Raw genomic sequence first — 12,543 nt, forward strand, 5'->3', positions numbered from 1 at the left:
ATTCATCCTCCTGAGTGGTGACCGACTCTGGCGAAGTCCCCCTCCACCCGTCGATCACGGATAATCTCGGACACTGTCCCGATTGGACGTTCGGCCGATACCCAACCAGCAGGGTAGGCACGATGGTCAACTAGAGGCCATGCAAATTACATGACCGTTACGATTGCGCCCCCTATGTCGCAATTTCGCCACGCCACGACACGCATGACTTAAGCCCACCTTGCATGTCATGATCATTCGACCATCAAACCTTCAATTCCAGAAGAGTTCAGAATGCGATCGATGTTGACCCTTTGCGCCGCGACAATCGGCGCGTTCAGCCTCAGCTGCGACGTTATGGCGCAAGTTCAAACCTCCGAACGTTCGGCCTTGTTGAACGCGCTGTCGGACTGTCGAGCCATGACGGATTCCGCCGCGCGGCTGGACTGTTTTGACAGGACCGCAGACGCCTTGGACACGGCCGAACGCCAAGGCGAACTGGTGGTGATGGAGCGCCAACAGATTCGCGAAGCGCGTCGCCAGTTGTTCGGCTTCAGCGCGCCCGCCCTACCCGCTCTCTTTAGCCGCGGCGGAGATGGAGCAGACCGCGAACCCGAGGTCGATTCCGTGGAAACGACCCTGCTGGGCGCCGGGCAGGATCATGAAGGAAAATGGACTTTCCGGTTGGCCGACGGCAGCGAATGGCGACAGATTGATTCGGCCCCGGTCCGTTTTCAGAACCGGAACGGAACAGACGTGCGCGTCCGTCGCGCATCCTTGGGGAGCTACCTGTTGACCGCCGGCAAAAGCCGCGCCGTACGCGTCAAAAGACAGTAGCTTGAACCGAAGGCTCACGGCGCGCAAAGGTCGGTCATGATCCCCTACCTCCGCCAGTTCGATTTCGCCTATGGACGTCGGGATCAGGTCTCGCCTCTGATCCAGCGCGTGATCGCAGACAATCCGGGGCCTTTCACCTTCACCGGCACGGGCGTTTACATCGTCGGACGCGACCGGCCGGGCGCCGAGGTCGCTGTGATCGATCCTGGGCCGATGGACGAGGCTCATCTTTCGGCCCTGCTTCGCGCGATTGAAGGCCGAACGGTCAGCCATATCCTGGTGACGCATACCCATCGGGACCATGCGCCCCTCGCCCGCCCCCTGGCCGAGGCGGTCGGCGGCGCGCCCATCCTGGCGGCTCGTCCGCCGGACCGGACCGTGCACGCCTCGGGCGCTCTGGATGAGGACGACGACGCCGACTTTCAGCCGGACGTAATCCTGGTCGGCGGCGAGCGGATCGAAGGGGACGGCTGGACGCTGGAGGCCCTGGCGACGCCGGGCCACGCCTCCAACCATATGGTCTTCGTCCTGCGCGAGGAAAACGCCCTGTTCAGCGGCGACCACATCATGGGCTGGTCGACGACGGTAGTGGCGCCGCCGGACGGAGACATGGCGGACTATATGAAGAGCCTGGACGCCGTTCTCGCCCGTGGGTTCTCGACGATCTGGCCCACGCACGGCCCGGCGATCACCCAGGTCGCGCCCTTCCTGAAGGCCTATCGCGCCCACCGCCTGGAACGAGAGGCTCAGATCATGGCTCGACTGGCCTCAGGGGATCAGATGGTCGCCGACATGGTTCCCGCCCTCTACGCCGGGGTTGACCAGCGCCTCTGGCCCGCCGCCGGCCTTTCGGTGCTGGCGCACCTGATCAAGCTGGAGAAGGAAGGCCGAGTTCGCGCCTCGCCCGGGGCTGAACTGGCCGCGACCTGGCGGTTGGTCGACCCGGCGCTCTGAAGCTTAAGGCGCCAGGTGCGCGACCACGGCCCTGGCTAGACGACAGGCCTCATCCCCGACCTCCAGGTCGTCGCGTCCCGCGACACGCACATCTGTGCGGCCAGGGCGAATACGAACGCTGACGTCATACGTCAGGCCGAACCAGGCCCCTTCCTTGCGCCCATCCACACGAAAGGGCGCGGTGCCCAGAACAGTGAACCCGGCCTTTTCGAGCGCCCAGGCCGCCGTCTCCGGCGCAACCTGGGTCGGCGCGTGGGTCAGGCCCTCGCAGCCCTGAGGCTGTCTTTCCGTCACGCCCGCCAGGCGCCTCTCCGCCGCCAGGATGCGGGCGAAGGCGGGCGGATCCGATGGGTCCGTCGCGACGTCGAGCGGAGCGGCGGTGAAACGCCGCTCCTGAACCAGATAGCCCCCTACCGTCACCCCGGCGATCGCCAAAGCCGCGCCGGCGATCCCGGCCAAGCGCCGCTCACGGAACGCCAGAAGGCAGGCGACCAGAGCGGCCGACAATCCCGCGAAGGCCAGGATCCGACCGATTTTCAGGGCCAGCACGCCCAGGCTGAATTCCGCGCTCCACACGCCCAGGCGCGCGCCGCAGACCGCGATCAGCAACAAGGCCGGCGCCAGCAGGGCAACCAGAAGCAACAGCACGGCCAGAGACTGGCCCTTGGGGCGGGTTGTCGACACGGCGTCCTCCGTCGAATCAACCGGCTGTGGGCAGCCGGTAGTCCGTCATTCGCTCACGCAGGGTCTTCTTGTCGATCTTGCCCGTGGCGCCCAGAGGGATGTCGTCGACGAAGACCACATCGTCCGGCATCCACCATTTGGCGATCTTGCCCTGCAGGAAGTCGAGATGTTCCTGCTTGTCCTCGACCTCGCCCTGCTTGAGCTTGACCAGCAGCACCGGCCGCTCGTCCCATTTGGGGTGCGCCGCGCCGATGACGGCCGCCAGGGCGACCTTGGGGTGGCCGACGGCGATGTTCTCGATATCAATGGAGCTGATCCACTCCCCGCCCGACTTGATGACGTCCTTGGCGCGATCGGTGATCTGCATGAAGCCTTCCGGGTCGACGCTGGCGATGTCGCCCGTGTCGAAGAAACCTTCGTGATCCAGGATGTCGCCGCCCTCGCCCTTGAAATAGGCGCCGGCGATGGTCGGCCCCTTGACCATCACCCGGCCGAAGGTCTTGCCGTCATGCGGCATCTCCTGACCGCCGTAGTTCTTGATCTTGAGCTCGACCCCCAGCGGCGGCGTGCCCTGTTTCATGCGCCAGGCCATCTGCTGATCATAAGGCAGAGCCTTCAGTTCGGGCGTCAGGTTGGCGATGGTGCCGATCGGAGAGGTTTCCGTCATGCCCCAGGCATGGACCACCTCGACGCCGAACTTCTCCTGGAAGCCGCGGATCAGGGCCTCCGGGCAGGCCGAGCCGCCGATCAGAACCTTTTTCAAGGTGGAGAACTTCAGTCCGTTCTCGATCATATGTCCGAACAGCCCCTGCCATACGGTGGGCACGGCGGCCGAGAAGGTGACCCCTTCAGTCTCGATCAGCTCATAGAGCGCAGCGCCGTCCATCCTGGCGCCCGGCATGACCAGTTTCGAGCCTGCCGCCGGCCCCCCGAATGCGATGCCCCAGGCGTTGGCGTGGAACATGGGAACGACCGGAAGGATCACCTCATTGGGCGTCGCTCCCATCACCGTGGACTGAAGGCCCAGCAAGGTGTGGATGAAGTTCGAGCGGTGCGAATACAGCACGCCCTTCGGATTGCCTGTGGTGCCCGAGGTGTAACAGAGACCGCAGGCCGTCTGTTCGTCGAACCCGCCCCAGACCACGTCGCTCGACGCCTGCTCCAGCACCGCCTCATAGGCCTCGCCCTTCGGCAGCTTGGCCGAAGGCATATGAGCGGCGTCGGTCATCACGATGACGCGTTCGACGGTCGGGCAATGCGGGAGGATGGCCTCCAGCAGCGGCACGAAAGTCAGATCGGTGAAGATGATCCGGTCTTCGGCGTGATTGATGATGTAGGCCAGTTGCTCTGGGAACAGCCGCGGATTGAGCGTGTGGCAGACGGCGCCGATGCCCATGATGCCGTACCAGGTCTCGATATGATTTCCGGTGTTCCAGGCCAGGGTGGCGACACGGTCGCCCGGCTTGATTCCCCAGGCCAGCAAGGCGTTCGACACGCGACGCGCGCGCTCGTGAATGGCGGCGTAGGTGGTGCGGACGATCGGCCCTTCCACCGAACGCGTCACGACCTCGCGCCGTCCGTGCCAGTTCTTCGCGTGATCGAGGATCTTGTCGACCGTCAACGGCCAGTCCTGCATCATACCCAGCATTCGGCGTCTTCCCTCGTCCATGCGCCTTGGTTGAAAGCGGCGCTTGCATCCACGCTAAGACAGGTGAACCGCGACAGGCAACGTGACGCAAGGGAAGGCTGGCCGCGACAGATCGCCGTTCCTGCACGTCATCAAGGCTTGCATCGCGCGCCATCCAGGTGAATGAGCCGCTCATGACCATTCTGATCGCCATCACCGGCGGCTCGGGCTCCGGCAAGAGCACCCTGGCCGAGGCCCTGATTTCCTCGCTGCCCGAGGGCGTCGCCACCCTTTTGCGAGAAGATTCCTATTATCTCGACGCGGCTTCCGTCCCCGGTTTTGATGCGGCGACGCACGATTTCGACGATGTCGCCGCGCGTGATCACGATCTGCTGATTTCCGATCTGAGCGACCTGAAGGCCGGACGCAGCGTGACCGCTCCGCTTTATTCCTTCATTCACCACGGACGCGAGCCGGGCGGCGAGCCGGTGCCGGCCGCTGAGGTGGTGGTGGTCGAAGGCACGCACCTGCTGTGCACCCCTGCCCTGGCGGCCCTGTTCGACATTCGGGTCTTTGTCGACACCCCCGCAGACATCCGCTTCATCCGCCGCCTTCTGCGCGACCAGACCGAGCGCGGACGCACGGCCGAATCCGTTATCCAGCAATATCTCACCACGGTCCGTCCCGGCCATGAGCGGCTGACGGAACCATCCCGGGTCCATGCCGATTTCATCGTCGCAGACGCCACCGCCGCGGTTCGCCTGGAAGATCCTCAAGCCGTGGTGCGCCTGGCGGCGCCGGTGTTGGCCCACCCGTTGCTTGAACCCTGGTTGAGCTAACCGGCGTCGCTGACGACGTTAACCGTGATCGTTGCAATCGTGGCAAATTAAAGGCAGGATCGTCGTCCAATGATTGGGTGACAATCCGATGACCGTCTCGGTCCACGCCCTCGAAGACCCCCGACGCGACGCCCTAGTGCGCCAGGCTCGGCTGCACTTCGTCGAAGAAGGTTACGCCGGCACCAAGATGGAGCCGATCGCCAGGGAGGCCGGCGTATCCACGGCGACCCTCTACGCCATGTTCGAGAACAAGGCGGCGCTGTTCGCCGCCGTCATCGACGAAGCCTCCGCGGACTTCGCCGAGCGGATGGCCAAGGTGAAGACCTGCGCCGGCGCGCCTCGGCCGCGATTGAACGGCTTTCTGACCGCCTATGCCGAATTCATCAGCGACCCGTTCGTCAGGGCCATTTTTCGCCTGGTCATGACCGAGCGTCGTCGCTTCGAGAGTCTGGCGACAGCCTTCTATGAACAGGCCAAGCAGGATTTCGGCGCGGTGCTCGTCTCAACCCTCGCCGACATGAACGCAAAGGGCGAGTTGAAGCTTCACAAGCCGTCCTGGGCCGCCAGTCAGTTGATGGGCATGGTCGAACACCCGCTGTTCTTCGTGCCGACGGTGACCGGGGATCGGGTTCTTCCCGCCCGCTCGCCTGCGGCCATCGCCGAAGATGCGGTGGAGACCTTCCTGGCCCGTTACGCCGCCTGACCTGCTTGATCAGGGCCAGAGCCGGCCGCGACGCCACGCCTGATCTTCCGCCGTCCGGTCGAACCGTAGACGATCATGCAGGCGGAAGGGACGATCGCGCCAGAACTCGATCTGGACCGGCCTGACCCGCCAACCGGTCCAGCGATCCGGCCGCGGAACCTCATGGCCGTCGAAACGCGCGGTCTGTTCGGCCACTCTGGCCACGAGAGCCGCTCGATCCGCCAGGGGACGCGACTGGTCCGAAGCCCAGGCGCCGATGCGGCTTTCGCGCGCACGGCTGGCGAAATAGGCGTCGGCCTCCTCAACACTGACCGGCTCCACCGGCCCCCGGACCCGCACCTGGCGACGCAGACTCTTCCAGTGGAACAGCAGGGCGGCGCTTGGATTGGCCCACAATTGGCCTCCCTTGGCGCTTTCCTGATTGGAGAAGAAGGTGAAGCCTCGCGCATCGACATCCTTCAGCAGGACCATACGCACATCGGGATGGCCCTCGGCGTCGACCGTCGCCAGCGCCATGGCGTTCGGGTCGTTGGGTTCCGATCCCCGCGCGACCTCCAGCCATTCCACGAACAGCGCGATGGGGTCGTCCCGCTCGAAGATGGTCTCATCCGCATTCGCCTCGAGTTGGGCGGCGTAGTCTTCCCGAGACGGGCTGGGCGGGATCACGGACTGGGTCATGCCGACCCTATAGTCCCGCTTCAGGCCCACGTCACATGCACGCCGTTCAAACCTGCGTCAGCCCTTTGCAACAAGGTTAACCCTGTCTTGACCATGTGGTCTGCACAGTGGCCGCCATGCGCGCGGACAGCCCCTCATTCATGGACGCTCGACGCCTGCTCGGCCTCGACGGTCCGGCAGGCCCGCAGGCGTTGGCCGCCGCATTTCGTATAGCCGTAAAGGCCTCTCGTCCGGATCAGCCCGGCGGAGACGCAGATCGGTTTCGTCGCGTCATCGCCGCCTACCGTCTGCTGCAGACGGAGACTCGCGCGCTGCCGGCGCCGCGCAAGCGGTCCGAAACCTCTCATGCTCAGGGCGCCCGTTCCGCCCCCTTCCCCCTCCGCTCGTCGTGTTGACGCCGATGCAGGCTCTGACCGGGGGCAGCGTTATCGTCAAAGCCTGGGGACGCAGCCTTCTGGTTCACGTCCCGCCGGGCGTGCGGACCGCTGATCGCATCCGGCTGAAGGATGGTCCGTCATTGTTGCGCGTCTTGATCCGGCCCGCCGACGGATTATCGGTTCTGGGCGCCGACCTGTTCATGGACTGGCCGATAGCGCCGCGCCTGATGCGGGACGGCGGACGTATAGGGATCGACACGCACGCCGGCCTCCAGAGCGCCTGGCTGGTGCCGGACATGGTCGAGCCGGTTCGGCTTCGCCTTCCCGGCCTCGGCCTGCCCGCCCGAGGCAAGCGCGCCGCAGGCGACCTGTTCGTCAAGCTGATCCCGTCGGACGACCTGCCGTCGGCGGCGGAAGACATGCTGCTTCGATTCACTCGGGTCTGGACGCCGGAGCGTATGGCGGCCTAAGCGAGAGGCCATGTCGCACAACACCTTCGGCCATCTGTTCCGCATCACCACCTGGGGCGAAAGCCACGGCCCGGCCATCGGCTGCGTCGTCGACGGGTGCCCGCCGCTGATCCAGCTGACCGAGGCCGACATCCAGCCCTGGCTGGACCAGCGCAAGCCCGGCGGCAGCCGCTTCGTCACCCAGCGGCAGGAGGCTGATCGGGTCCGCATCCTGTCCGGCGTCTTCGACGACGGGAACGGCCCGGTCACGACCGGCACGCCGATCAGCCTGATGATCGAGAACACCGACCAACGGTCCAAGGATTACGGCGAAATCGCCCGCGCCTACCGTCCCGGCCACGCCGACTACGTCTACCAGACCAAATACGGCGTGCGCGATCCTCGTGGCGGCGGCCGGTCCTCGGCGCGTGAGACGGCCAGCCGCGTGGCGGCGGGCGCCGTGGCCAGGAAGGTGCTGGGCGACGACGTTCGAGATCCGCGCCGGGGTGGTCCAACTCGGTCCGCACCGTATTCCTGACGAAGCGATTGATTTCGACGCCGTGTATGACAACGCCCTGTTCGCCGTCTCGGCCGAGGTCGTGCCCGCGTGGGAGCAGTATCTGGACGGCGTGCGAAAAGCCGGCTCCTCCATCGGCGCCGTGGTGGCGCTGGAGGTCACCGGCGTCCCGGCTGGATGGGGCGCGCCCCTCTACGCCAAGCTGGACGCCGAACTGGCGGCGGGCCTGATGTCCATCAACGCCGTCAAGGGCGTCGAGATCGGCGCGGGTTTCGGCGCGGCCGAGCTGTCGGGCGAGGACAACGCCGACCAGATGCGCCTGGGCGACGACGGCCTGCCTGTCTTCCTGTCGAACAAGGCGGGCGGCGTGCTGGGCGGCATCTCCACCGGACAGCCGCTGACGGCGCGCGTGGCGTTCAAGCCCACCTCCTCCATCCTGACCCTGCGACAGACGATCAACCGCGACGGCGAAGAGGTCGACCTTCGCACCAAGGGCCGCCACGACCCCTGCGTCGCGTTGCGCGGCGTCCCGGTGGTCGAAGCCATGGCCGCCATCGTGCTGGCCGACGCCAAGCTGCGGCATCGGGCCCAAGTGGGTTAGCTGCTCAATATGAAACAGGTGCGGTTGCCAATTGATTTCGGCGATCCTATCTAGGTCTCAAGCATTCCTCAGATGGGAGAACCAACATGATCGACGTCAGACCTTTCAAGACGCTCGGCGGCGCCAACCACGGCTGGCTGAACGCCAAGCATCACTTCTCGTTCGCCAACTACTATGACCCGAAGCGCATGGGTTGGGGCCGGTTGCGCGTCTGGAACGACGATGAGATCGCCGCTCAATCGGGTTTCCCGCCTCATCCGCACGCGGACATGGAGATCATCACCTACGTCCGCACCGGAGCCATCACCCATCAGGACTCCATGGGCAACACGGGCCGCACCGCAGCCGGGGACGTTCAGGTGATGAGCGCAGGCACCGGCGTGCGCCACGCCGAGTACAACATGGAGAACGAGCTCACGACCCTGTTCCAGATCTGGATCGAGACGGATCGGCCCGGCGCTCAGCCGTCCTGGGGTCAGCGCGAGTTTCCGAAGAGCGACCGTTCTGGACGGTTCACCATCGTCGCCTCGGGCGATCCTGCGGACGAGGCCCTGACCATCAACGCCGATGCGCGCGTTCTGGCCGCCACGCTGAAGGCGGGCGAAAGCCTGTCCTATGACCTGGCGGCCGGTCGTCGCGCCTATCTGGTGCCCGCCGTCGGCCAGGTGGAGGTCAACGGCGCGGCGCTGAACGCCCGCGACGGCGCCGGCATCGTCGACGAACCGACGATCAACATCACGGCCCAGCAGGACGCCGAACTGGTGATGGTCGACAGCCTGTAAGAGGCGACTGATCGAAAGATCACAGGGGGCGCTTGAAAAAGCGCTCCCTTTCCTTTGCGCGCTGACAGGACCGCGGAGCGCGGGCAGACTGTCCCCATGATCCAGCGCCTCACCCCTCTCGCCCTCTTCCTGGCAAGCGTCCTGTTGCTCCAGGGTTGCGTCGCGGGCGCCGTCGTCGGCGCCGGGGCCGCCGTGGTCGGCGGCGCGGCCAAGGTAACCGGCGCGGCTGTCGGCGCCGGATTCGACGCGGTCACCACCTCGGACGAGGAAACCAAGGCCAAACGCGAGCGCGAACAGCGTGAATACGAGCGCGAACAACGCCGCTGCGAACAGAGGCAGCGTCAGGGCAAGGCCTGCTGATCGCTATCTCACCCCGATGTATTTGTGCGTCTGGACGCTGAGCCGCCATTGCGGATGGGTCAGGCAGTATTCAATGGCGGCGGCGGTGTTGGCGGCCTGATCAGGGCCATCCATGGGCTGGAGCCAGAAACGCTCGAAATCGAGATCCTCGAAGCGATCCGGCATGGCCAGCGGCTGAGGGAAGACCAGCTTCAGCTCCTGGCCCGAGGTCTGGACCACAGGCGCGTCGGCCTTGGGGCTGATGCAGATCCAGTCAATGCCGTCCGGCGCTGCCAGGGTGCCGTTGCTTTCGATGGCGACTTCGAAGCCGCGCGCATGCAGGGCCTCGATCAGGGGCGCATCCAGCTGCATCAAGGGCTCGCCGCCCGTGCAGACCACCAGCTTCGGATCGCCCTCGCGTCCGCGCCACATCCCGGCGACATGGTCTGCCATCAAGTCGGCGGTCTTGAACTTGCCGCCTCCATCGCCGTTCACGCCGACGAAATCTGTGTCGCAGAAGGTGCAGACGGCCGTGGCGCGATCCCGCTCCAGCCCGCTCCACAGGTTGCAGCCGGCGAAGCGCAGGAAGACGGCCGGACGCCCCGCCTGCCCGCCCTCGCCCTGCACCGTCAGGAAGACTTCCTTGGCCGAATAGGTCATGCGCCGACCGCCCATTCGGCATAGCCCGCCGCGCGCAGTTCGCAGGCCGGGCACGCGCCGCAGCCATAACCCCAGGCGTGACGATGCGTCCGATCGCCCAGGTAGCAGGTGTGGCTGAACTCGATGATCGCCTCCACCAGGGCGGAGCCGCCGATACGGTCCGCCAGCGCCCAGGTCTGGGCCTTGGTCAGGAACATCAGCGGCGTTTCGACTGGCACGGACTTGTCCAACCCCAGCGACAGGGCGCGCGCCGTCGCCTGAATGGTCTCGTTTCGACAGTCCGGATAGCCGGAGTAATCGGTCTCGCACATGCCGCCGATCAAGACCTCCAGCCCCCGACGGTCAGCCAGAGCCGCCGCGGCGACCAGAAAGATCAGGTTGCGCCCCGGTACGAAGGTGTTGGGCAAGCCCCGCGCGTCCGCCTCGATCGCGCGCTCGGTGGTCATCGCCGTCTCGCCGATGGCGCCGAAGCCGATCAGATCGACGACATGGTCGTCGCCCAGCCGGTGCGCCCACTGCGACAGGACCTTAACCACTTCCTGGCGCACCGCCTGGCGCGCCCGCATCTCGACCGCATGACGTTGGCCGTAGTCGAAGCCGACCGTCTCCACCCGATCGAACCGCTCCAGCGCCCAGGCCAGGCAGGTGGCGCTGTCCTGCCCGCCGGAAAAGAGAACAAGAGCTGTTTTTTCAGAATGTTGCGCGATTGCGTTCATGACAAATCTGCGGTCGGCCGGCAGGCCGCGCGCATTCAAAAAAGAAACCGGGGTCGGATAGATGGGACGCCGCCTCCTATACGCCAGAGACGCAGGCTCGGCAAAGGCGGCGAGACTGAAGAATAATCGCGGCGGCTTAACCCTTCCGCAAAAGATTCTCTGAGATTGTAAAAGAACCTCAGTAGGAGCCGGCCGAATGCCGACGATCGAAGTGCTGACCGACCGCGTCGAGCCGGTGGCGAAAACCGCCATGACCGGCGAGATTCTTGCGCGGTTCCAGCGCGAGCCAGACACCCTGGTGATACCGGTAGTCGACGGCGACCGTCCGATCGGTCTGATCGAGCGTGGGGATTTTCTGCTGAAGCTGGCGGGTCCGCTGGGCCAGAGCCTGTACGGGGCCCGCGAAGTCATCCACGTGATGGACCCGGAGCCGGCGGTGATCGAGGCCGGCGTTCGCGTGGACGCCTTCTCCTCCATCATCCTGAAAAGCGGACCAGGCGCCCTGATGCGAGGCTTCATCGTCACGCGCGGCGGAGCCTATCGGGGCGTCGGCACGGCGGTGGCCCTGCTTCGCGCCATCAATGAAGACCAGCGCCACGAGAACCAGCGCCTTGTCGAAGAACTCCGCGCGTCCGACGCCGCCGAGCGCGCCGTCCGAACGGCGGCGCGCGATAAAAGCCGTTTCATGGGGCTGCTCAACCGCGAACTCAGCACTTCCATGAACGGGGTGCTGGCCGTCGCCGAGTTGCTGCATCGCCAGCCGCTGAACGAGGCGGCCAAGGCCCACGCCCGGACCATCATGGATTCGGCCGAGGACATGCTGGACAATCTGCGCGATGCTCTCGACTTGGCGCGCGCCGAGGCTGGCGAACTGCAGATCGCCGCGACCGCCACTCCCTTGCGCACCCTGATGGATGAGTTGCAGAGCCATTGGTCGCCGCGCGCGGCTCAGGACGGCGTCACCCTGATGGTCGGCTATGAAGGCGACACCGAGCTGGCGGCGATGGTCGACGCTGATCGCCTGCGCCAGGTGTTCAACAATCTGATCGGCAATGCGCTGAGGTTCGCTCGTCACGGCATGGTTGAAGCCAGCCTGAGGGCTCAGGCCCAGGGCGATCGCGTCCTGATCGAGGCTCGCATTCGCGACGACGGCCCGGTCGACGACCGCCGCGCCGCCGATCTGCTTGATCCGGCCACAGACGACGCCGGGCTGGGTCTGGCCATCAGCCGCCGCCTCGTCGAGTGCATGGACGGCCGTATCTGGGCCGAGAACAACACCGGGCGCGGCGCCACCTTCGCCTTTGACCTGTTCGCTCCGATCGCCTTCATCGAACGCGAAGAGCCGACCAATGTCGCCGATCTGGACAGCCTCCATCTCCAGGCGCGCCCCCATGTGCTGATCGCCGACGACAACGCCACCAACCGCGTGGTCGCCCAGGCCCTGTGCGAAATGTTCGGCTGCACCTCCGAAACCGTCGAGGACGGCCAGGAAGCCGTCGAAGCGGTCCAGTCGCGCCCGTTTGACCTGATCCTGATGGACATCAAGATGCCGCGCCTGGACGGCGTCGGCGCCACCCGGGCCATTCGCGCCCTGGAAGGGCCTCAACGCGACATTCCGGTCATCGCCCTGACCGCCAACGCCGACCCGGACGACGCCAAGGCCTATCTGGCCGCGGGCATGGCCGCCGTGGTGGAGAAACCCATCAAGCCGGAGCGACTGCGCCTGGCCATGAACACCGCGCTGGAACCTGCTGCGGCGGCCGCCTCCGCCCGCGCGCGTGACGTCGCCTGACGGACGTCA

General features: G+C 65.8%; 13 protein-coding genes and 1 pseudogene. 9 read left to right on the forward strand and 5 right to left on the reverse strand.

Annotated features, from left to right (window positions below; genetic code table 11):
- Positions 1–273 precede the first annotated feature (273 nt).
- The gene (locus AC52GN_RS07895) at positions 274–816 is read left to right on the forward strand and encodes a hypothetical protein (RefSeq protein ID WP_343829705.1); all 543 of its coding nucleotides are present in this window, start codon (positions 274–276) and stop codon (positions 814–816) included.
- Between the two features lie 36 nt (positions 817–852).
- The gene (locus AC52GN_RS07900; protein WP_496528702.1) at positions 853–1,770 is read left to right on the forward strand and encodes an MBL fold metallo-hydrolase; all 918 of its coding nucleotides are present in this window, start codon (positions 853–855) and stop codon (positions 1,768–1,770) included.
- Positions 1,771–1,773: 3 nt separating this feature from the next.
- Here AC52GN_RS07900 and AC52GN_RS07905 read toward each other — a convergent pair whose 3' ends face one another.
- A complete protein-coding gene (locus AC52GN_RS07905; RefSeq protein WP_496528703.1) occupies positions 1,774–2,454 on the reverse strand; it encodes a DUF1499 domain-containing protein in 681 nt (226 codons plus the stop codon).
- A gap of 16 nt (positions 2,455–2,470) precedes the next feature.
- Complete coding sequence (locus AC52GN_RS07910; protein ID WP_291774948.1) at positions 2,471–4,102, reverse strand: long-chain-fatty-acid--CoA ligase; 1,632 nt, start codon at positions 4,100–4,102, stop codon at positions 2,471–2,473.
- A 173-nt stretch (positions 4,103–4,275) separates the two neighbouring features.
- Between AC52GN_RS07910 and udk the strand changes: the two genes are divergently transcribed.
- A complete protein-coding gene (gene udk, locus AC52GN_RS07915; RefSeq protein ID WP_496528704.1) occupies positions 4,276–4,920 on the forward strand; it encodes a uridine kinase in 645 nt (214 codons plus the stop codon).
- Between the two features lie 88 nt (positions 4,921–5,008).
- Positions 5,009–5,623 (forward strand): TetR/AcrR family transcriptional regulator, encoded by a 615-nt coding sequence (locus tag AC52GN_RS07920; RefSeq protein WP_338574772.1) that lies wholly within the window; start codon positions 5,009–5,011, stop codon positions 5,621–5,623.
- 9 nt (positions 5,624–5,632) lie between these two features.
- Here the strand turns inward: AC52GN_RS07920 and pdxH are convergent, their stop codons facing one another.
- Positions 5,633–6,301 (reverse strand): pyridoxamine 5'-phosphate oxidase, encoded by a 669-nt coding sequence (gene pdxH / locus AC52GN_RS07925; protein ID WP_496528705.1) that lies wholly within the window; start codon positions 6,299–6,301, stop codon positions 5,633–5,635.
- Positions 6,302–6,701: 400 nt separating this feature from the next.
- On the opposite strand from pdxH, the gene AC52GN_RS07930 reads away from it, so the two are divergent.
- From AC52GN_RS07930 to AC52GN_RS07945, 4 genes and pseudogenes are all read left to right on the forward strand, one after another.
- Positions 6,702–7,148: a hypothetical protein gene (locus AC52GN_RS07930; protein WP_496528706.1), complete on the forward strand. Its 447-nt coding sequence runs from the start codon at positions 6,702–6,704 to the stop codon at positions 7,146–7,148.
- A gap of 10 nt (positions 7,149–7,158) precedes the next feature.
- Positions 7,159–8,245 (forward strand): annotated as a pseudogene (gene aroC, locus AC52GN_RS07935) (chorismate synthase).
- Between the two features lie 86 nt (positions 8,246–8,331).
- Positions 8,332–9,027 (forward strand): pirin family protein, encoded by a 696-nt coding sequence (locus AC52GN_RS07940; RefSeq protein WP_496528707.1) that lies wholly within the window; start codon positions 8,332–8,334, stop codon positions 9,025–9,027.
- Between the two features lie 96 nt (positions 9,028–9,123).
- Positions 9,124–9,387 carry a hypothetical protein gene (locus AC52GN_RS07945; RefSeq protein WP_496528708.1) on the forward strand — a complete coding sequence of 88 codons (264 nt, stop codon included), beginning with the start codon at positions 9,124–9,126 and terminating at the stop codon, positions 9,385–9,387.
- Between the two features lie 3 nt (positions 9,388–9,390).
- Here AC52GN_RS07945 and queE read toward each other — a convergent pair whose 3' ends face one another.
- A complete protein-coding gene (queE, locus tag AC52GN_RS07950) occupies positions 9,391–10,026 on the reverse strand; it encodes a 7-carboxy-7-deazaguanine synthase (RefSeq protein WP_496528709.1) in 636 nt (211 codons plus the stop codon).
- A complete protein-coding gene (gene queC / locus AC52GN_RS07955; protein ID WP_430824318.1) occupies positions 10,023–10,733 on the reverse strand; it encodes a 7-cyano-7-deazaguanine synthase QueC in 711 nt (236 codons plus the stop codon). Before queC ends, queE begins: the two co-directional genes overlap by 4 nt.
- A 205-nt stretch (positions 10,734–10,938) precedes the next feature.
- Here queC and AC52GN_RS07960 point away from each other — a divergent pair, with 205 nt between their 5' ends.
- Positions 10,939–12,534, forward strand: a complete 1,596-nt coding sequence (locus AC52GN_RS07960) for a response regulator (protein ID WP_312217880.1) — start codon at positions 10,939–10,941, stop codon at positions 12,532–12,534.
- Positions 12,535–12,543: the final 9 nt, after the last annotated feature.

Source organism: Brevundimonas sp. SS2672, assembly GCF_059579685.1.